Source organism: Pseudomonas sp. ICMP 10191 (assembly GCF_001467335.1).
GTDB classification, from domain to species: domain Bacteria; phylum Pseudomonadota; class Gammaproteobacteria; order Pseudomonadales; family Pseudomonadaceae; genus Aquipseudomonas; species Aquipseudomonas cerasi.
The window spans coordinates 92900-113250 of the sequence record NZ_LKGW01000013.1 but is presented as its reverse complement, the minus strand read 5'-3'; the positions used below and the strand labels follow the sequence as shown (position 1 = coordinate 113250).

At 60.4% G+C, this 20351-nt stretch carries 17 protein-coding genes; 2 read left to right on the top strand and 15 right to left on the bottom strand.

Features of this window, described 5'->3' with window-relative positions:
- Nucleotides 1-68: 68 nt before the first annotated feature.
- A complete protein-coding gene (gene adk / locus AO388_RS02775) occupies nt 69-716 on the bottom strand; it encodes an adenylate kinase (RefSeq protein ID WP_003364903.1) in 648 nt (215 codons plus the stop codon).
- A gap of 282 nt (nt 717-998) precedes the next feature.
- Nucleotides 999-3635: a phosphoenolpyruvate carboxylase gene (gene ppc, locus AO388_RS02770; RefSeq protein WP_003433410.1), complete on the bottom strand. Its 2637-nt coding sequence runs from the start codon at nt 3633-3635 to the stop codon at nt 999-1001.
- Nucleotides 3636-4015: 380 nt separating this feature from the next.
- On the opposite strand from ppc, the gene AO388_RS02765 reads away from it, so the two are divergent.
- Nucleotides 4016-4429 carry a DUF4398 domain-containing protein gene (locus AO388_RS02765; protein WP_003409265.1) on the top strand — a complete coding sequence of 138 codons (414 nt, stop codon included), beginning with the start codon at nt 4016-4018 and terminating at the stop codon, nt 4427-4429.
- 59 nt (nt 4430-4488) lie between these two features.
- On the top strand, nt 4489-5271 hold the full coding sequence (locus AO388_RS02760; protein ID WP_003364910.1) for an OmpA family protein: 783 nt from the start codon (nt 4489-4491) through the stop codon (nt 5269-5271).
- 80 nt (nt 5272-5351) lie between these two features.
- Here AO388_RS02760 and AO388_RS02755 read toward each other — a convergent pair whose 3' ends face one another.
- The 13 genes from AO388_RS02755 to AO388_RS02695 all read right to left on the bottom strand — a co-directional run bounded on the left by AO388_RS02755 (nt 5352) and on the right by AO388_RS02695 (nt 20343).
- The gene (locus AO388_RS02755; protein ID WP_058416020.1) at nt 5352-5672 is read right to left on the bottom strand and encodes a hypothetical protein; all 321 of its coding nucleotides are present in this window, start codon (nt 5670-5672) and stop codon (nt 5352-5354) included.
- On the bottom strand, nt 5669-6565 hold the full coding sequence (locus tag AO388_RS02750) for an alpha/beta hydrolase (RefSeq protein ID WP_058416019.1): 897 nt from the start codon (nt 6563-6565) through the stop codon (nt 5669-5671). The genes AO388_RS02755 and AO388_RS02750 overlap by 4 nt, the downstream gene beginning before the upstream one ends.
- A 220-nt stretch (nt 6566-6785) precedes the next feature.
- A complete protein-coding gene (locus AO388_RS02745) occupies nt 6786-8063 on the bottom strand; it encodes a flavohemoglobin expression-modulating QEGLA motif protein (RefSeq protein WP_003433414.1) in 1278 nt (425 codons plus the stop codon).
- Between the two features lie 134 nt (nt 8064-8197).
- Nucleotides 8198-8923: a TetR/AcrR family transcriptional regulator gene (locus tag AO388_RS02740; RefSeq protein WP_003364919.1), complete on the bottom strand. Its 726-nt coding sequence runs from the start codon at nt 8921-8923 to the stop codon at nt 8198-8200.
- 92 nt (nt 8924-9015) lie between these two features.
- Nucleotides 9016-10518 carry a lysine--tRNA ligase gene (lysS, locus tag AO388_RS02735; protein WP_003364921.1) on the bottom strand — a complete coding sequence of 501 codons (1503 nt, stop codon included), beginning with the start codon at nt 10516-10518 and terminating at the stop codon, nt 9016-9018.
- A 69-nt stretch (nt 10519-10587) separates the two neighbouring features.
- Nucleotides 10588-11683 (bottom strand): peptide chain release factor 2 gene (gene prfB, locus AO388_RS02730; RefSeq protein WP_096102164.1). Its coding sequence is split into 2 segments (ribosomal slippage): nt 10588-11610 and nt 11612-11683, totalling 1095 coding nucleotides; the frame shifts between segments, so codons are not numbered across the junction.
- A gap of 116 nt (nt 11684-11799) precedes the next feature.
- The gene (locus AO388_RS02725; protein WP_003364923.1) at nt 11800-12804 is read right to left on the bottom strand and encodes a response regulator; all 1005 of its coding nucleotides are present in this window, start codon (nt 12802-12804) and stop codon (nt 11800-11802) included.
- 45 nt (nt 12805-12849) lie between these two features.
- The gene (locus tag AO388_RS02720) at nt 12850-13860 is read right to left on the bottom strand and encodes a chemotaxis response regulator protein-glutamate methylesterase (protein ID WP_058416018.1); all 1011 of its coding nucleotides are present in this window, start codon (nt 13858-13860) and stop codon (nt 12850-12852) included.
- A complete protein-coding gene (locus tag AO388_RS02715; protein ID WP_058416017.1) occupies nt 13857-16226 on the bottom strand; it encodes a hybrid sensor histidine kinase/response regulator in 2370 nt (789 codons plus the stop codon). The genes AO388_RS02720 and AO388_RS02715 overlap by 4 nt, the downstream gene beginning before the upstream one ends.
- The gene (locus tag AO388_RS02710; protein ID WP_003433418.1) at nt 16223-16912 is read right to left on the bottom strand and encodes a chemotaxis protein CheW; all 690 of its coding nucleotides are present in this window, start codon (nt 16910-16912) and stop codon (nt 16223-16225) included. Before AO388_RS02710 ends, AO388_RS02715 begins: the two co-directional genes overlap by 4 nt.
- Nucleotides 16912-18180, bottom strand: a complete 1269-nt coding sequence (locus AO388_RS02705) for a CheR family methyltransferase (protein WP_003364932.1) — start codon at nt 18178-18180, stop codon at nt 16912-16914. Before AO388_RS02705 ends, AO388_RS02710 begins: the two co-directional genes overlap by 1 nt.
- Nucleotides 18177-18713, bottom strand: a complete 537-nt coding sequence (locus AO388_RS02700) for a chemotaxis protein CheW (RefSeq protein ID WP_003364934.1) — start codon at nt 18711-18713, stop codon at nt 18177-18179. Before AO388_RS02700 ends, AO388_RS02705 begins: the two co-directional genes overlap by 4 nt.
- A 7-nt stretch (nt 18714-18720) precedes the next feature.
- Nucleotides 18721-20343: a methyl-accepting chemotaxis protein gene (locus tag AO388_RS02695; RefSeq protein WP_044309239.1), complete on the bottom strand. Its 1623-nt coding sequence runs from the start codon at nt 20341-20343 to the stop codon at nt 18721-18723.
- Nucleotides 20344-20351: the final 8 nt, after the last annotated feature.

Below are 20351 nucleotides of genomic sequence, written 5' to 3'. Positions count from 1 at the left end.
GAAAAAGTGCAGCAGTATAAATGACAAATGGCCCGCAAGCGGGCCATTTATTGTTCAGACCGAGAGCCTTACTTCAGGGCTTCCAGTACTTTTGCAGTGATGTCCTCAACCGAACCGACGCCCGGAATATGGCTGCACTTGGGCTTGCCGTTCTTCGCTTCCAGCTTGCTGTAGAACTCGACCAGCGGCTTGGTCTGAGCGTGGTACACCGACAGGCGATGACGCACGGTCTCTTCGACGTCGTCCTTGCGCTGCAGCAGTGGTTCGCCGGTCACATCATCAATGCCTTCAACCTTCGGCGGATTGAAGATGGTGTGGTAGATGCGCCCGGAACCTTCGTGAACCCGGCGGCCGGACATGCGCTTGACGATTTCTTCGTCATCGACGGCGATTTCCAGCACATGGTCGATTTCCAGACCGGCTTTCAACAGGGCTTCGGCCTGTGGAATGGTGCGCGGAAAGCCATCGAACAGCACGCCGTTCGCGCAGTCCGGCTGGGCCAGACGGTCCTTGATCAGGCCGATGATCAGGTCATCGGAAACCAGACCGCCCGAGTCCATGACGCTTTTGGCCTTCAGGCCCAGCTCGGTTTCAGCCTTGACTGCAGCACGCAGCATGTCGCCTGTCGAAACCTGCGGGATGCCGAACTTTTCAGTGATGAATTTTGCCTGAGTACCTTTACCGGCCCCGGGAGCTCCCAGCAGAATCACGCGCATCGTCATGCTCCTCAAATTTTTTATAGTGAAATCATCGGATTCGCCTCGGGGGCCAATCTAAAAAATGAATCAGGCCAATAGGCCGAAAGGCTGATCAAGATACACAGCAGACCGAGGCCGCACAAGCCGCCGAAAGTCGCAGTAAGCGCAGGCGTACCGCCTTGTCAGCCTTGATTTCAGAGTGATATGACCTGTATCAAGGTTTACGGCAGGCCAGCCTGCAAATCCCGCGCTGACCATCGCCGGACCGAAAAGGCCCGGCGATGGCATGGGCCTCATCCATCAGCCGGTGTTGCGCAGACCGGCAGCAATCCCCGCTACAGACACCAGCAGCGCCAGTTCCAGAGGACTGTCCAGACTGGCTTCACGATTACGCGAGCGCGACAGCAGCTCTGCCTGAAGCAAATGCAACGGGTCAAGGTAGGTGTTGCGCAGACTGATGAATTCCAGTGTTTCAGGACTGTGGGCCAGCAGTTGCTTCTGCCCGGTCAACCCCAGAACCACATTGCACGCCTGCGACAATAGGTCGCGTAAATGTGCGCCCAAATGTTGCAGCTCGGCGCTGACCAGACGTTCGTCGTAGAGTCGGGCGATGTCCGCATCGGCTTTGGCGAGGACCATTTCCAGCATGTCGATACGGGTTCTGAAGAACGGCCACTGCTCACGCATCTGTGCCAGCACCTCGCCTTCGCCGCGCTCCAGGGCTTTGCTCAGTGCAGCTTCCCAACCCAGCCAGGCGGGCAGCATCAGACGCGTCTGCGTCCAGGCGAAGATCCACGGAATGGCACGAAGACTCTCTACACCGCCCTCGCGGCGCTTGGCCGGACGACTGCCAAGTGGCAAACGCCCCAGTTCCTGCTCGGGTGTCGCCTGGCGGAAATACTCGACGAATTCAGGGTTCTCACGCACCACCGCGCGATAGGCGCTGACCCCGTCGCCGGCCATCTGGTCCATCATCGTCCGCCACGCCGGTTGTGGAGGTGGCGGCGGCAACAGGGTCGCTTCCAACACGGCGGCCAGATAAAGATTGAGGTTCTGTTCGGCGATGTCCGGCAGGCCGAATTTGAAACGAATCATTTCCCCTTGCTCGGTGGTCCGAAAACGCCCGGCCACAGAACCCGGCGGTTGCGACAGGATCGCCGCGTGCGCGGGACCGCCGCCACGACCGACTGTACCGCCACGGCCGTGGAACAGCAGCAATTCGACCTGCTGCTCGCGACAGATCTCCACCAGCCTTTCCTGAGCGCGGTACTGCGCCCAGGCCGCCGCCGTCGTGCCGGCATCCTTGGCCGAGTCGGAATAGCCGATCATCACCTCTTGCGGGCCGTGCAGACGCGAGCGATAGCCCGGCAGCCCGAGCAGCGTCTCGATCACTGGCCCGGCGTTATCCAGATCGGCCAGTGTCTCGAACAACGGCACCACACGCATGGGCCGCTGCAGCCCCGACTCCTTGAGCAGCAGCTGCACGGCCAGCACATCCGAGGCCGAGCCGGCCATCGAGATCACATAAGACCCCAGGGACGCCGCTGGAGCGGCTGCCACCTCCCGGCAGGTTGCCAGCACCTCTGCGGTGTCGGCTGCCGGCTTGAAGTAGCTCGGCAGCAGCGGCCTGCGGTTATTCAATTCACGCAATAGAAAGTCGATGCGGGCCTGCTCATCCCACTCTTCGTAGCGACCCAGCCCCAGGTAATCAGTGATTTCGGTCATCGCTGCGCAGTGACGGCTGGAATCCTGGCGAACATCCAGACGCACCAGAAACAGACCGAATGTGACTGCGCGACGCAGGCAATCCAGAAGCGGCCCGTCGGCGATCACACCCATGCCGCATTCGTGCAGCGACTGGAAGCACAGCAGCAAAGGGTCCAGCAGTTCACGGTTGTCCCGCAGCACCGCTTCCGGCGCAGGCAAGGTTTCGCTCAATGAGGCATTGGCCCAGTTGCGCGTCGCACGCAAACGCTCGCGCAGGCGTTTGAGCTCCGCCCGATAGGGCTCGGCGCTGTCACCCACGCTGGCACGCAAAGCGTCACTGGCTTGCTGCATCGACAGTTCTGCGGCGAGATTGTCCACGTCACGCAGATACAGGTCAGCCGCCATCCAGCGCGCCAGCAACAGCACTTCGCGGGTGACCGCAGCCGTGACATTCGGGTTACCGTCACGGTCGCCGCCCATCCAGGAGGCAAAACGGATCGGCGCGGCTTCCAGCGGCAAATGCAGGCCGGTGGCCGCATGCAACGCATGGTCAGCCTTGCGCAGGTAGTTTGGAATGGCGTGCCAGAGCGAGTGTTCAATGACCGCGAACCCCCATTTGGCTTCATCGACCGGCGTAGGTCGGATGCGCCGGATCTCTTCGGTGTGCCAGGCCTCGGCGATCAGCCGCTGCAGGCGCGAAGTAATCTGTGTGCGCTCGGTGCTGTTGAGGTCGCGATGATCGAGTGCTGCCAACTGCGCAGCGATGGCGTCGTATTTCTGAATCAGCGTACGGCGTGCGACCTCGGTGGGGTGCGCAGTCAGCACCAGCTCGATTTCCAGTTTGCTCAGCTGACGTGCCAGGGCAGCAGGTGAATGGCCTTCGGCCTTCAGGCGATCAAGCAGCTCGGGCAGTACTCGCGACTCGAACGGCAGCGGCTGTTTATCGTCGCGGCGGTGCATGAGCTGATATTGCTCGGCAATATTGGCCAGGTTGAGAAACTGGTTGAACGCACGTGCAACCGGCAGAAGCTCGTCATCACCCAGCCCGTCGACGCTGGAACTGAGTTGCTCGGCCCCTTCTGCGGAACCGCGCCTGCCCGCTTTGGCACCTTTGCGAATACGCTCGATCTTGTCGAGAAATTCAGCGCCTCGCTGCTCACGAATCGTATTCCCCAACAGCTCACCCAACAGGTGAACGTCTTCGCGCAGACGCGCATCGATATCGGCCATCGTTCCTCTCCCGCTTTTTATCTGGGCTCAGTTGCGTACCCGCTCGGCAGCACGGGCATACGTGAATTCAAATCCGCTGTGCCAACAGTGCACCAAAAGCCTGCAATTGGACAAATGCTTCAGCAAAAACCTGAACGCCATCAGGGTTATTGATCGTGGCTTCACGCCCCTTCATATGATGGACAACATATTGGCAATCGTCTGAAGGCCTCTGAAAAATCCTGACCGCTCAGTAGATATTTATCTGAACTATTCAAAAACCGCGCAGGTCGGAACGATTAACCATTACAGGAAAGCCCGAAAGGCAGTAGGCGGTTGTACAACCTGATGCCCGGACTTGATGCAACGACTGTCATGGATAACCACGTTGGAGTCAGACATTGGAGTTGATCAACATGAACACCCTAACTGCCAAAACCAAGTTCAAAGGCCTGCGCGGTCTCAAGCTGGCTGCGCTGGCACTCGGTAGCACCTTTATCCTGGCCGGTTGTGCCGGTAACCCGCCCTCTGAGCAGTACGCGGTTTCGCAATCGGCCGTCAACAGCGCTGTCAGCGCTGGCGGTACCGAGTTCGCGGCGGTAGAAATGAAGTCGGCTCAGGACAAGCTCAAAGCTGCTGATCTGGCCATGCAGGATCATAAATACGATGAAGCACGCCGTCTGGCTGAACAAGCCGAGTGGGACGCTCGCGTAGCAGAACGTAAATCTCAGGCCGCCAAAGCTGCCAAGGCCGTGCAGGACGCTCGTCAAGGCGTCAACGAACTCCGTGAAGAAGGCCTGCGCCAGGTACAGTGATTGCCCTGCGCCCCCTTCTGTTTTCATGAATTCGTAACTGATTAAAGGACGACCCTATTATGCGTAAACAATTGATGATCCCTGCTCTGCTGGCCATGAGCGTTGCCTTGGCAGCCTGTGCAACCAAGCCGAACCCTAACCTGGAACAGGCTCGCAGCAACTTCACCGCGCTGCAGACCAACCCTCAGGCCACTCAAGTCGCAGCCCTGGAAACCAAGGACGCCAGCGAATGGCTGACCAAGGCAGAACAGGCCTTCCGTAACGATGAAGACGTACAGAAAGTCGATCAACTGTCGTACCTGACCAACCAGCGTATCGAGCTGGCCAAACAGACCATCGCCCTGCGTACCTCTGAAGCAGCTCTGCAAAACGCTTCTGCCGACCGCGCCAAGGCCCGTCTGGAAGCGCGTGACGCGCAGATCGCTGCACTGAAAAACAGCCTGAACGCCAAGCAGACCGAACGCGGTACGCTGGTGACTTTCGGTGACGTACTGTTCGACTACAACAAGGCCGAACTGAAGCCAACCGCCCAGGGCGACATTGGCAAGCTGGCTGGCTTCCTGCAGGAAAACCCGGACCGTAAAGTGATTGTCGAAGGCTATACCGACAGCACCGGTTCGGCTTCCTACAACCAGTCGCTGTCCGAGCGTCGCGCCAACTCGGTGCGCATGGCTCTGGTACGCATGGGTGTAGACCCAGCGCGCGTTGTGACCATGGGTTATGGCAAGGAATACCCGGTTGCTGACAACTCCAGCAACTCGGGCCGCGCCATGAACCGTCGTGTGGAAGTCACCATCTCCAACGACAACCAGCCTGTTGCACCACGCTCTTCGATGAAATAAGCGACTGAGCTGCTGCACCGAAGCCCCGCCTGCGCATACAGGCGGGGCTTTTTCATGGGCGAGGGTTTTTACCGCTGTCTTTATTGCCGAGGCGTTTGCTGACCCAGGCAACGTACTGCCTGCCTGCGATCATCGATCAATACGCCCGACAGACCTTTTCGTGACGTATCGAACAACACCAGTACGCCATCAACGCACTGCGCCACCTCGGCGGCCGGCGTGGCAGCGACTTTATAATCCTCGCCGGGTACGGTTTTTAGCAGTGTGAATTCACCGAGCAGCAGCGCATCTTCTGGCTTTGCGAAGTGCAGGTAACCGTAAAGCCACAGGCAGCCCACCGTGCCGATGACTGCACCGACAGCGCTGAGGATCATGCCATTGAGGTTACGGTCGCCACTCATGGCGCTGGCGGTGTGGCGGGGGTCGGGTAGTTGGGCACTTCCGCAAGGCGGCGCAGGCCGTTGAAATGCGTCGGATCGTCCAGATAACGCAGCATCACCTGACGCCAGAGAGGGTCTGCGAATGTCTGTACGTGCTCGCCCCGGGTCAATTGCAATACGCGCGGTGGTGGCGCGGCCTTGTACAGCTCGATACCGTTGGCGAGTGGTACCAGCGTGTCGTCCATGCTGTGAAAGATCAGCATCGGCGTGCCGGCCAATCGTGGCAGGCCGTTGACGGCACTGTCTGCCTCCGGGATCAGCCAGGACAAGGGCGTTTTCAATGGCCAGGTCAGCCACGATTTACTCAGCGAGTTTCGCGCGACGCTGCGGTAGCTGGCCGGCACGCTGTCCAGCACCAATGCCTTGAGCCGCGAGCGCTCCTGCGGGTGTTCGGACAGGTAATGCACTGCCAGTGCTCCACCAATACTTTGTCCCAGAACCACAAGGGGTTTGCCTTGCACTTGCGGTGCAGTGTTCAACCAGTCGAAAGCGGCTTGAACATCCTTATAGACCGCAGGCAGGCTCGGCTCGCCCTGCGACTCGCCATAGCCGCGGTAATCCAGCATCAGCACCTGATAACCCTGCTCGGGCAACCACCAGACGCCACCAAGGTGCCAGGACAGGTTGCCACCGTTGCCATGCAGATGCAGCACCGTACCCTTCACCGGCACGCCTTCCCTGGCGGGCAGCCACCAGCCATGCAGGCGTGTACCGTCGGCCGCAGTGAGGTTCACGTCCTGATACTGCAGGCGCGCCTTGTCGGGCGTGAACGGAACACCTGGTTCGGGGTAGAACAACATCGAACTGCAACCGGTGAGCGCAAGGATCAGGGTGAAGATGCCGAGCAGTTTCAAATGAGGTTTCCTTGTTGTTTTCATCGCCACATCACTGCCGTGCTGGCGCAGAGCAATGGCACGATAGTTACAAGATTATCGTTCCTCACGCTCCAGCGTGGGAATGCCGTTCTGGACGCTCTGCGTCCGATCCTGACTGTGCAGCGCGGCGCAGATTTGTGACGCCGAGCGTCACCCACTGCGTGCCAACGCGGAGCATTGGCACGATAGTCAGTTCGGCCTACAAAATATTCGAGTAGTCCGCTTCGATGCGGTCCAGGCTCAGGTGGTTGAGGAAGTTGGAGAAGCACATCCAGGCCGACAGGGCGTTCATGTCCCGGAACTGCTCGGGCAGGTACTTGGGTGCAACCACCAGCCCTTCGTCCACCAGTTGGCGCAGGGTACGCATGTCTTCCAGCGTGGTCTTGCCGCAGAACAGCAGCGGCACCTGTTCAAGCTTGCCCTTGCGCACGGCGAGCTGAATGTAGTTGTAGACCATGATGAAGCCTTTCAGATAGGACAGGTCCTTGGTGAACGGCAAGCCGTTGGGCACCGAGCCGCGGAAGACGCGACTGGCATTGCCGTAGCTCTCCGACATGCCAAAACCCTGCTCGCGATAGAACTCGAACACCTGCAGAAAATCAGCGCCCTGCTCGGCCATGTGAATGGCGCGCGTGCGGTTGGTCAGCTTGCGCAGGCGGCTGGGATAGGATGCAAAGGCGATGACTTCCATGAGAATCGCCAGGCCTTCCTGCGTCACCGTCGACGACGGCGGCCCCTTGGACAAGAACGTACAGATCGGCTGGTTTTGCCCGTTCAGCGTGGTACCCACGTGCACCAGCCCTTCGTGCACTTCCAGCGCACGGACGTCGCGCTCGTTGAACATGGCGTCGGTGCGGATCTTGATGTAGTCGGCACCGGCAGCCGCATCAGCGACGATCCCGTCGGATTCGAAAACCCGGATGGTCTCCTCGGCCTCACCGAACACGCGGTTCAAACGCGATTGCAGCAGCGAAACGGCGTCCTTGGCGGTGAGCGTTTTCGGCTCGTCCTTCAGGTCGCCGCGTCCGGCAATGTTGTTCAGGTAATCCGAAAGCATCAAGCCAAGATCGGCCAGCGTCGGGTCACCCGCATGAAAGGCGTCGGATGCCGCGCCGTACAGTTCCTGAGAAATCAGGCCGAAGTCGGACGTACCGCGGGCCTCGAGCATACGCACCACCATGCGGTACTCACGGCACATGCGGCGCATGATCTGACCGACCGGATTGAACTGCCCCAGTTGGCGCGTGACGTCGCGCTCGATGTTCTGAAACTCCTGTTTCAAGGCGGAAGAGTCGAAACCCAGCGGACGGTTTTCGTAGTAGGCGCGGTCCACGGCAGGAAGCGCCTTGCCCTTGGCGGCCAGAAACTCCTTGCGGACGTTCTCATCCCATTTAACTGCATCCAGAATGCGAATCGGCGTCTGTGCAACGACGATCCGATCCGATAAAGCACGAATAGTCTGTTGATACTCGTCCACCGGTACTCCTTGGCTGGCTGTCACGCTACTGCTTGGCGGCGCCGAACAACACGCCACCTCTGGAAAATATCGAAACCGGCAGGATCGTCAAGCCATCTGAACAGCCGATCCCAGGCACTCGCGCAGCAGTATAGTCACCCTCGAAGCGGCTGCGGGGTCCCCAGGACCAGACGCATCTGCCGCGTCAGGATACAGAGCATTTCTTCGTCCGCCTGACGCTGCGGCCCATGCAGCAGACCTTGATACTCAATGCGACGAATAAGCCCCGTCAACACCTGAGCATCCTGATAGGGCTGCAGGGAACCGATCACCTGAAAGAACTGACAACTGCCTTGCAGAAGAATTTCCTGATGGGCCATGACCAGCGGCGTCAGGCGCGGGTTGATCAATGCTTCGTGGTAGAACGCCTGCTCGGCGATCAGATAGTCACGCCGGGTCAGCAATTGATGGCGAATATGCTCCGTCACCATACGCGCAATGTCGTCCGCCAGACGAAACCGGTCAGTCGGGCTCCCGGAACTGCGGCTCATCATCTCGCGCAGAATGCCTTCAGTGTTTTGCCACAGCCGCGCCAGATAGTCGGCACTACGCTGTACATACTGGGCGAAGGCATCGGTCAGCAGATCATCGATGTCCTTGAAGTAATAGGTGGTTGCCGACAGCGGTACGCTGGCTTCGGCGGCCACTGCACGATGGCGTACGGCGCGTACGCCGTCACGCACCACGATACGCATGGCGGCATCGAGAATGACCTGCCTGCGTTGCTCACTGCCCTCACGCGCAGCCTTGCGCCCCTGATACTTGACACTTTTGGCCACCGCGCTCGCTACTCCGGCGGCCCCTTCTCTGGCAATCGTCACGACAGCTTCCTTATAAGTCGCTCTGAAATGAGTCGATCTGAAAAAACACTTAAAAAAAAGCCGCCCAATGAAGGCGGCTGTTTTTCCACTGATTACGCTTGCGGGCGCATGTGCGGGAAGAGGATCACATCACGGATCGATGGCGAGTCGGTGAGCAGCATCACCAACCGGTCGATACCGATCCCCTCGCCTGCCGTCGGCGGCATGCCGTACTCCAGCGCGCGGACGAAGTCGGCGTCGTAGTGCATGGCTTCGTCGTCACCGGCATCCTTGTCGGCCACCTGAGCCTGGAAGCGTTCGGCCTGATCTTCGGCGTCGTTGAGCTCGGAGTAGGCATTGGCGATTTCGCGACCGCCGATGAACAACTCGAAACGGTCGGTAACATTCGGGTTTTCGTCATTGCGGCGCGCCAGCGGCGACACTTCGAACGGGTACTGGGTAATGAAGTGAGGCTGTTCCAGCTTGTGCTCGACCAGCTCTTCGAAAATCATCACCTGCAATTTACCCAGACCTTCGAAGCCCAGCACCTTGGCACCGGCCTTTTTCGCGATGGCGCGGGCCTTGTCGATGTCCTGCAGGTCGGCAGCGGTCAGCTCGGGGTTGTACTTGAGGATCGAGTCGAACACCGACAGGCGCACGAACGGTTCGCCGAAGTGGAACACCTTGTCGCCGTAAGGCACGTCGGTGGTACCCAGAACCAGTTGCGCCAGTTCGCGGAACAGTTCCTCGGTGAGGTCCATGTTGTCTTCGTAATCGGCGTAGGCCTGGTAGAACTCGAGCATGGTGAACTCGGGGTTGTGCCGGGTCGAAACACCTTCGTTACGGAAGTTGCGATTGATCTCGAAGACCTTCTCGAAACCACCGACCACCAATCGCTTGAGGTACAGCTCCGGGGCGATACGCAGGAACATTTCCATGTCCAGCGCATTGTGATGGGTTTCGAACGGCTTGGCCGCCGCGCCACCGGGAATGGTCTGCAGCATCGGCGTTTCGACTTCGAGGAAGTCGCGCTTCATCAGGAAGCTGCGGATGTGAGCGATAACCTGCGAGCGCACGCGGAAGGTCTCGCGCACGTCTTCGTTGACGATCAGGTCGACGTAACGCTGACGGTAGCGCTGTTCGGTATCGGTCAGGCCATGGTGCTTGTCGGGCAGCGGACGCAAAGATTTGGTCAGCAGACGAACGCTGGTCATCTCGACGTACAGGTCGCCCTTGCCGGAGCGTGCCAGAGTACCTTCGGCAGCGATAATGTCGCCCAGGTCCCAGGTTTTCACCTCGGCCAGGGTTTCTTCAGGCAGGGTCTTGCGGTTGACATAGACCTGGATGCGCCCGGTCATGTCCTGGATCACCATGAACGAGCCACGGTTGAGCATGATGCGACCGGCAACCTTGACCGGAATCGCTGCCTCTGCCAGTTCTTCCTTGGTCTTGTCGACGTACTGTTTCTGCAGGTCATTGCAGTAGCTGTCGCGGCGGAAGTCGTTGGGGAAGGCCTGACCCTTGGCACGGCCTGCTGCAAGCTTTTCCTTGCGCAAGGCGATCAGGGTGTTTTCTTCCTGTTGCAGGGCTTGCGGGTCGAGTTGTTGGTCGCTCATGTCTTTAAAGATTCCATCACAGGTTCGCCCTCGACTTGCGACGAGGGACTTGAGGTGTCGGCTGACGGTTTACAGCCCTTGCTTGAGGCTCGCGATCAGGTATTCGTCGATATCGCCATCAAGCACCTTGTCGCAGTCGCTGCGTTCGATGTTGGTCCGCAGGTCCTTGATACGCGAGGCGTCCAGTACGTAGGAGCGAATCTGATGACCCCAGCCGATATCGGACTTGGTGTCTTCGAGTGCCTGGGACGCTGCATTGCGCTTCTGCACTTCCTGCTCATACAAACGGGCCCGCAGCATTTTCATGGCGGTGTCCTTGTTCGCATGCTGGGAACGCTCGTTCTGGCAGCTGACCACGGTATTGGTCGGAACGTGGGTGATCCGCACCGCCGAGTCAGTGGTGTTTACGTGCTGACCACCGGCCCCGGAAGAACGGTAGGTGTCGATGCGCAGATCCGCCGGATTGATGTCGATTTCGATGTTGTCATCGATTTCCGGCGAAACGAATACGGCCGAGAACGAGGTGTGGCGACGGTTGCCGGAGTCGAACGGGCTCTTGCGCACCAGACGGTGAACGCCGATCTCGGTACGCAACCAGCCGAAGGCGTATTCGCCCTTGATATGCACGGTAGCGCCCTTGATACCGGCGACCTCACCGGCAGACAGTTCCATGATGGTAGCGTCGAAACCGCGCTTGTCAGCCCAGCGCAGGTACATGCGCAGCAGGATGTTCGCCCAGTCCTGCGCTTCGGTGCCACCGGAGCCGGCCTGGATGTCCAGATAAGCGTTGTTGGGGTCCATGTCGCCGCTGAACATGCGGCGGAACTCGAGCTTTTCCAGCGATTCGCGCAGGCGCTCGACTTCGGCGGCGACGTCATCGACGGCAGCCTGGTCTTCTTCTTCGGCAGACATCAGCAACAGGTCTTTGGCATCGGCCAGACCCGAGGACATTTCGTCCAGGGTTTCTACGATCTGCGCCAGCAGGGAGCGCTCGCGCCCCAGTTCCTGGGCGTAGGCCGGGTTGTTCCAGACGTTTGGATCTTCGAGCTCGCGGTTGACTTCGGTCAGACGATCATGTTTGTGATCGTAGTCAAAGATACCCCCGAATGGTTTCGGAGCGCTCGGACAAATCCTTGATGCTGTTTAGGATCGGGTTGATTTCCATGGTAGGCAGCACTCGCAGGCGAAATTTTCAAAGCCGACGAGTATACCCCAGGCAAGGCCACGAAAGCAGCCCGTCGAGCGGGCGTTGTGAGGCCTATTTACCGGTCGCTGCCGGCGTCAGCCCGCCGCGACCTGATTGCGCCCGTTATTCTTGGCCTGATAAAGCCCCTTGTCGGCATCCAGAATCAGCTGACGGCTGTGCATTCCGAGCTGCGGCGTCACGGTTGCCACGCCGATACTCACCGTCAGGCTGGAGCCAGGCGCTGGCGCCATATGCGGGATATTCATGCCGGAGACACTCTGGCGCAGCTTTTCAGCCAGCAGACGCGCCCCTCCCGGCGAGGTGTTGGGCAGGACCATGGCGAACTCCTCGCCGCCGTAGCGAGCCGGCAAGTCCGACGGGCGACTGCAACTGTTGCGGATTGCCTTGGCGACCTGACGCAGGGCCTCGTCACCCTCAAGATGCCCGAAGTTGTCGTTGTAGGGTTTGAAGTAGTCCACATCGATCATCAGCAACGACAACTGGGTCTGCTCGCGAACTGCACGGCGCCACTCCAGTTCCAGATACTCGTCGAAATGGCGGCGGTTCGACAGCCCCGTGAGGCCATCGGAATTCATCAGGCGCTGCAGAACCAGATTGGTATCGAGCAGTTGTTGCTGGCTGACGCGCAGGGCCCGATAGGCCTCGTCGCGCTGCAACAGGGTCATGTACGAGCGCGAGTGATAGCGAATGCGCGCCACCAGCTCGATGTTGTCCGGCAGCTTGACCAGATAGTCGTTGGCCCCGGCCGTGAACGCCGCGCTCTTGATCAGCGGGTCTTCCTTGGTGGACAGCACGATGATCGGGATATCGCGGGTCAGCGGGTTGCTGCGGTACTCGCGAACCAGCGTCAGCCCGTCCAGGCCCGGCATCACCAGGTCCTGCAGAATCACCGTCGGCTTGATCTGCACGGCCTGTGCAATCGCCTGATGCGGGTCGGCACAAAAATGAAAGTCGATGGACTCATGGCCGGCCAGGCCGCGTCGTACGGCTTCACCAATCATGGCCTGATCATCCACCAGAAGCACCATTGCGCTGTTTTCATCCGGCGTCTTGAGCTCATCCGTTTGCAGGTCATTCATGATCTTTCTCCTGATCGCCGACTGCCACTGAGTTCAGCAGAGCAGTCATTGAGTAAATACCTCGATCAAGCGAGGTGCTATGGCGGGCAATGGGGAGATTTCCACGGCAGCATCAATGGCTGCAGCAGCCTTGGGCATGCCATACACAGCAGAACTGGCCTGATCCTGAGCGATGGTCAGAAACCCCCGCTCACGCATGGCCTTGAGCCCCTGTGCACCGTCGCGCCCCATCCCGGTCAGCAGAACGCCGACCGCCTCGCCACTCCAATATCGGGTAACGCTCTCGAAAAACACATCAATCGAGGGCCTGTAAACTTCATTCACCGGCTCCGCTGTGTACGCCAGCGTGCCGTCCTTGAGCAAACGGATATGATGATTGGTGCCTGCCAGCAACACCACACCCGGCTGTGGCGTTTCGCCTTCCCTTGCCAGACGTACCGGCAGGCCGGAGGCCGAGCTCAACCACTCGGCCATACCGGCGGCGAAGACCTGGTCGACGTGCTGTACAAGGACAATCGCTGCCGGGAAACTCACCGGAAGCGCCTTGAGCAGAATCTCCAGCGCTGCAGGCCCGCCTGCCGAGGAACCGATCGCCACGAGCCGGTCACGTTTCGACGGCGCGGAAACCGGCGCAACCGCGACCCGTTCAACGCCGACACGCTGGCCGATCAGCCAGTCGATATTGAGGATCTTGCGCAGCAGGGGCGCCGCCGCCTCCTTTGGATTGGGGCCACCAATGGCCGGCGTGTCCACCACATCCAGCGCGCCGTGCCCCATCGCTTCGAACACGCGGCGCATGTTCTGCTCGCGGTCGACGGTCACGATAACGATAGCGCAGGGTGTTTCGGCCATGATCCGGCGGGTGGCTTCGACGCCATCCATCACCGGCATGATCAGATCCATCAGGATCAGGTCCGGGGTCTGCTCGACGCAACGCTGCACGGCGTCGGCACCATTGGACGCCACCCAGATGATCTGATGCGCGGGCTCGAAAGCCAGTGCACGGCGCAGGGCTTCGATGGCCATGGGCATATCGTTGACGATGGCAATCTTCATCCTTGCGCGTCTCCTATCAATTCGACGACAGCGTCGAGCAAGGCATCATCGTGGAAACTGGCCTTGGCCAGGTAATAATCGGCGCCAGCGTCCAGGCCGCGACGCCGGTCCTCTTCACGGTCCTTGTAGGACACGACCATGACCGGCAGGGACTGCAAGCGGGTATCGCGGCGCAACAGGGTCACCAGCTCGATACCGTCCATACGCGGCATGTCGATGTCGGTAATCAGCAGGTCGAAGTCCTCGGCGCGCAGCGCGTTCCAGCCGTCCATTCCGTCCACGGCCACCGACACCTGGTAGCCGCGACTGAGCAGCAGCTTGCGCTCCAGCTCGCGCACGGTCAAAGAATCATCGACGACCAGCACGCGTTTGCGTGACACCTGGTCTGCCTGACGAGTGCGTCGGTCGATGCGCTCCAGGCGGCCGGTATTCAGAAGTTTTTCCACCGAGCGCAACATGTCTTCGACATCGATGATCAGCACCACCGAACCGTCGTCGAGCAAGGCCCCCGCCGACACGTCCTGAACCTTGCCCAGGCGCGCATCGAGCGGCATCACCACCAGCGTGCGCTCACCGATGAAGCGTTCAACGGCCACGCCGTAAACAGCATCACGCTCACGAATCACCACAACCTTGAGCGTTTCTCCGGCCTTCTGCGCAGCCGGCCGATTCAACAGCTGACTGGCCGAAACCAGACCGACATGACGCTCTTCATCCCAGAAATGCTGACGCCCTTCCAGTTGCAGAATGTCGTCAGGCTGCAGGTCGCGCATGCGCTCGATATGAGCCAGCGGGAAGGCATACGCTTCACCGCCCACTTCCACGACCAGGCTGCGTACCACTGAAAGCGTCAGCGGCATTTCTATCCTGAAGCGACTGCCCTCGCCCGCCCATTGCTGCAGCTCAACGCTGCCGTGCATCTGGCGAACCATATGCTGCACGGCATCGAGGCCGACACCACGGCCGGAGATCTGCGTGACCTTGTCGCGCATGCTGAAGCCCGGCAGGAACAGAAAACTCAGCAGTTCCTCCTCGCTCAGCTGCGCAGCGGTCTCGGCCGGCGAGAGCTTGCGGTCGATAATGTTCTGGCGCAGACGTTCAAGGTCCACGCCGCCACCGTCATCGCTCAACTCAACGACCAGCAAGCCAGCCTGATGCGACGCCTGCAGACGAATCAGACCTTCAGGGTCCTTGCCGGACGCCACGCGCTTTTCGGGCGACTCGATGCCGTGGTCCACGGCGTTGCGCAGCAGGTGAGTCAAGGGTGCATCGAGCTTTTCCAGCACATCGCGATCGACCTGGGTCTTCTCGCCTTCGATCTGCAAGCGGACCTGTTTACCCAGCTCACGCCCCAGATCCCGGACCATGCGCGCCTGACCATTCAGTACGTCGGCGAAAGGTCGCATGCGGCACGCGAGTGCCGTGTCGTATAACAGTTGCGCACGTTGTGCCGACTGCCAGCCGAATTCATCCAGCTCGGCAGTCTGCCGGGCCAACACCTGCTGCGCCTGGGACAGGAGGTTGCGCGCGTCCTCCAGGGCTTTTTGCACATCGGCCGAAGGACCTTCTTCACCAAAGCTGGCCCCCAATACCTCCAGCGCACGGTCGCTGCTGCTTTGCAGGCGCTTGAGACGCTGCATACCGGCCAGCAAAGGCTTGAGGCGCTGAGTCTCGACCAGCGATTTGCTGGACATGTCCAGCAGCCCGTTGAGGCGCTCGGCGGTGACTCGTAACACGCGTTCGCCGCCCTCGGCCACACGCCGTTCACGCAAGGGCGTGAACGGTGCCTCTGGTTCCGAAGCCGGCATGGCGGCTGGACTGGCAAGCGACGCGGCGGCCAACGGCGCTGCGACAGACTCAGGCGCTGGCACAACCGACCCGCTTGACGTCTCAAGCTGCAGCATCGCGCTGGCCAGCAAGGCCTCCGAGGCTGGATCCGGCAGTGGTGTACTGACCGTACGCGCCGTGCCAGCGCCGGAAGCCAGCAACGTATTGAGCCTTTCGACATAACTGTCGATATCAGGCTGACCAATACCGTCGCTGCCGGGCGTGGCGATACGCATCAACAGGTCGGTCCCCGACAGCAGCGCGTCGATATGCTCGGCCTGAAGCAGCAGACGCCCTTCCTGAGCGCTGACCAGACAGTCTTCCATCACATGCGCGACACTCACACCGAAATCGACGCCGACAATCCGCGCTGCGCCCTTGAGCGAGTGAGCGGCACGCATGCAGGCTTCCAGCTGATCCGCCTGAGTCGGGTTACGTTCGAGTGCCAGCAGGCCCGCACTCAATACCTGGGTCTGCGCGTCGGCTTCCAGCGTGAACAGTTCGAACAGCGAGGCGTCACGCATTTGATCTGGCGTCATGTGAGGCTCCGATACACCGCCGACAACAACTCTTCTTCGTCCAGCCAGCGCAGGCTGCGGCCCTTCCATTGCAGCACGCCACGGGTGAAACGGGCATTGGCATGCGTGCCGGATGCCGAAGCAGCTTCCAGCTCACGCTCGTCGATGGCGTGAATACCGTCCACCTCGTCGACCGGCACCACCACCGGGCCGCCTTCGACGCTGACGATCAACATGCGCGGTACCACCCGCGTCGACGGGGTACTCACCGCGGTGCTGTCCAGCCCGAGCAGCTCGACCAGCGAGATGCACGCTACCAGAGCGCCGCGTACATTGGCGACACCCAGCAATGCACGCGAACGCTGGTGTGGCAGTGAATGGATGGTCTGACTGGGGGCGACTTCCGAGAAGCAGCGCGACGCCAGCCCCAGCCATTCTTCACCAAGCCGGAATACCAGAATCGAGCGCGTCTCGATATCGCGCAGCAACACCGAACCCTGAAACTGTTCTGGCGACTCCTGGACCAGCGAGTAGCGGTCCAGCAGACGGGTGGCGGCAGCCGAATAAACCGCGCAATTGCGGCAGTGGATATGCTCTGCAAGCAACGGGCAGGAGCGATCGCCATGAATACCGATGCGGTTCCAGCAATCATCGATATCCAGGGCCTGATCATGGGTCAGACTGGAAAAACCGGACACGCCCGCCATCATTGGTTTCCTTGTTTATTCGTGCCACGTGCTGCGCGGTCCTGCAAGCGCCGGGCGCCGGCAGTGTCACCCTGGGCAGCCAGCAATGCTGCCAGTTGGGCCAGCGATTCGGAGTGCTGCGGTTGCAGATACAGCGCCTTGCGATAGAAGCCCTGCGCCTGTGGCACCTGGCCTTCCACTTCGCTGAGCAGACCCAGCCAGTAAAACACCTGCGCGACCGGCTCATGCTGCTGCAGGTAACGCTCGCACGCAGCCCGAGCCTCAGCACTTTTACCTTCGTTGGCCAGCCCCGCGATCCTGTCGAGCAAGGCCGAAACATCGCTGTTGCCTGCCGCAGCGACGGGTTTCGCGACGGGCGCAAAAGCTGCGGATGTTCGCGGCGCAGGTCGTGGCGCGACCGCTCTGGCAGGTGCCTCGACCACCGGACGCGATGCCATCGGTGCAGCGACAGGCACCGGCACCACCGCATCGACGGGCGCGTGCCGGAAGGCGAAGGACTGGGCGATACCCGTCGAGCGCATGCCGATACCCGCCAGCAGATTGCCCTCCGCCGGACCGATAAACAGCAGGCCGTCTTCACGGGTCAGTTGTTTGAGGACCTTGAATACATGTTGCTGGGTCTGCCGATCAAAATAGATCACCAGATTGCGGCAGAAGACGATGTCATAGGCCACTTGTGAAGCGAGTTTCGGGTCGAGCAGGTTACCCGGCTGAAAACTCACAGAGTCGCGAACACTGTCAGCGATTTCAAAGCCGTCAGCGACAGGACTGAAATAGCGCTCGCGATAACTGATGTCGCTGCCACGGAACGAGTTTTTGCCGTAGACACCGTGCTCGGCCTTGGCAATCGAAACGGGGCTGATATCGATGGCATCGACCTTGAATTGCCGGGCGTCGACACCGGCGTCGAATAACGCCATGGCGATGGAATACGGCTCCTCACCGGTCGAGCACGGCAGGCTGAGAATGCGCAAGGGGCGCGCACCGGCAAGACCGGCGATACGCTCGCGGGCCAGCATACCCAGGGTGACAAATGATTCGGGATAACGAAAGAACCAGGTCTCGGGAACGATCACCGCTTCGATGAGCGCCTGCTGCTCCTGCGGCGACGAGACCAGAAGATGCCAGTACGCATCACTGTCAGGGCAATTGACAGCCGTCGCACGCTGACGCAAGGCGCGCTCGATGATCGCTTCGCCGACGGACGTCACATCCAGTCCGATACGCTCCTTGAGAAAGCTGAAGAAGCGCGAATCATCCACCTTCATCGCGCGTCCTCGAGCAGCTCAAGGTCAATCGGCGGCACCGGGTACAACAACTCGCGGACCGGCTCGCTCAACAGTTCGTGAACATGAATCCACTGCAGCAGGCCCTGCTCGTCCTCGCGGACCGGCCCCAGGTAAGGTGACAGGCGATTGTCCAGCCCGTACGCCTTGAACTGCGCAACCGGGCAGCGCAGCGTTTCGGTCGCCTGCTCCAGAATCAGCCCGAGCAACTGAGCCGGGTGCGCGTCATCGTAGCGATAATGCACCAGCACCATGCGCGTACTGGTACGCGAGCGCGCTGGCTGACCGGAATTCAGCGCGCTGATGTCGATCACCGGGACAATCTCGCCGCGATGAGCAAAGATTCCCGCCACCCAGTGCGGTGCCTGGGCAATCGCCTTGAGTTTTACCCGCGGCAGGATTTCGGCGATCTCGGTCGCGTCCAGCGCATAGCGGTCTTCGCCGATGCAAAACAGCAGAAAAAGCTTGCTGGCGGTCAGTGGCGTGCCATTGCGCCTCGGCGATTGATCGCTCATTGATCCTTCAGACCTTGAAACGCGAAACGCCGCTGCGCAGCCCGACCGCGACCTGACTCAACTCGTCGATCGCGAAACTGGCTTGACGCAGTGATTCGACGGTCTGGCTGCTGGCATCCGCCAGTTGTACCAGCGCCTGATTGATCTGTTCGGCGCCGGTGGCCTGGGCCTGCATGCCTTCGTTGACCATCAGCACACGAGGTGCCAGCGCCTGAACCTGATGGATGATCTGCGACAGCTGCTCACCGACCTGGGTGACCTCGAACATGCCACGGCGCACCTCTTCGGAAAACTTGTCCATGCCCATCACACCCGCAGACACCGCAGACTGGATTTCCCGCACCATCTGCTCGATATCATAAGTGGCGACGGCAGTCTGGTCGGCCAGGCGACGGACCTCGGTGGCAACCACTGCAAACCCGCGACCGTATTCACCGGCCTTCTCGGCCTCGATGGCGGCATTGAGCGACAGCAGATTGGTCTGGTCGGCGACCTTGACGATGGTGACGACGACCTGATTGATGTTGCCGGCCTTCTCGTTGAGGATCGCCAGCTTGGCGTTGACCAGATTGGCAGCGCCCATCACCTGATGCATGGTGTCTTCCATACGTGCCAGGCCCTGCTGGCCGGAACCGGCGAGAACCGACGCCTGATCCGCCGCCGAAGTGACTTCGGTCATGGTGCGCACCAGGTCCCGCGAGGTGGCGGCGATTTCCCGCGACGTGGCGCCGATCTCGGTGGTGGTTGCAGCGGTCTCGGTGGCGGTAGCCTGCTGCTGGCGTGACGTTGCAGCGATCTCGGTGACCGAGGTAGTGACCTGTACCGAGGAGCGCTGCGCCTGGGCAACCAGCGCGGTGAGCTCGGTGACCATGTCGTTGAAGCCAGTCTCGACCGCATTGAACTCGTCCTTGCGCGACAGGTTCAATCGAGTGCTCAGGTCGCCGGTACGCATGACGTCCAGGATCCGAACGATCAATTGCATCGGTGCCGTGATCGAACGCATCAACAGCAGACCGCAGGCCGCAGCCGCCAGCACGGCGACCAGCAGCGACAGGATCATGCTGATCTTGGCAGCCAGCACGGCATTGACAATGTTGGCGGTGGCCTGATCAGCCAGCTGTTTATTGGCGACAATGAGATCATTGAGCTGCTTGCGTCCCGTGAGCCAGACCGGGTTCACTTCGCCATAGAATTCGGCGCGCGCGCCTGCGTAGTCGCCGCTATCGTACTTGGCGTGAACATCGGCGAGCATGCGCGAATAGGCTTCGCGGCGCTTTTCGAAGAGCGCGAAGCTGTCTCTGTCTGCATCATCGAAGATGGACTTTTTGTAGCCGTCCATCTGTGCCTGCAGGTTTTCGTCAAAGCCCTGAAACTGGTCCTTTTCCTGCTTGGTCAGCGGCCGCGCCTGCCCTTCGGCAATCAGCTCCAGCGTGCGGATGTAACTCTCGCCCCAGGCACTGCGCACCAGGGTGCTGTAATACACGCCGGGCAACGCATCCAGACGCACATCTTCCTCGCTGGACTCGATGGACAACAACCGTGAATAAGATACAACGACCATCAACAGCATGATTGCGATGATGACGGCGAAACTCGCCAGAATCCGTTGGCGCAAGGTCCAGTTCTTCACAGTCAGCC

Excerpts from the sequence above, each read along its gene's own strand:
- adk (WP_003364903.1), bottom strand. The coding sequence starts at position 716 with ATGCGCGTGATTCTGCTGGGAGCTCCCGGGGCCGGTAAAGGTACTCAG.
- ppc (WP_003433410.1), bottom strand. The coding sequence starts at position 3,635 with ATGGCCGATATCGATGCGCGTCTGCGCGAAGACGTTCACCTGTTGGGT.
- AO388_RS02760 (WP_003364910.1), top strand. The coding sequence starts at position 4,489 with ATGCGTAAACAATTGATGATCCCTGCTCTGCTGGCCATGAGCGTTGCC.
- AO388_RS02755 (WP_058416020.1), bottom strand. The coding sequence starts at position 5,672 with ATGAGTGGCGACCGTAACCTCAATGGCATGATCCTCAGCGCTGTCGGT.
- lysS (WP_003364921.1), bottom strand. The coding sequence starts at position 10,518 with ATGAGCGACCAACAACTCGACCCGCAAGCCCTGCAACAGGAAGAAAAC.
- AO388_RS02725 (WP_003364923.1), bottom strand. The coding sequence starts at position 12,804 with ATGAATGACCTGCAAACGGATGAGCTCAAGACGCCGGATGAAAACAGC.
- AO388_RS02720 (WP_058416018.1), bottom strand. The coding sequence starts at position 13,860 with ATGAAGATTGCCATCGTCAACGATATGCCCATGGCCATCGAAGCCCTG.
- AO388_RS02715 (WP_058416017.1), bottom strand. The coding sequence starts at position 16,226 with ATGACGCCAGATCAAATGCGTGACGCCTCGCTGTTCGAACTGTTCACG.
- AO388_RS02710 (WP_003433418.1), bottom strand. The coding sequence starts at position 16,912 with ATGGCGGGCGTGTCCGGTTTTTCCAGTCTGACCCATGATCAGGCCCTG.
- AO388_RS02705 (WP_003364932.1), bottom strand. The coding sequence starts at position 18,180 with ATGAAGGTGGATGATTCGCGCTTCTTCAGCTTTCTCAAGGAGCGTATC.
- AO388_RS02700 (WP_003364934.1), bottom strand. The coding sequence starts at position 18,713 with ATGAGCGATCAATCGCCGAGGCGCAATGGCACGCCACTGACCGCCAGC.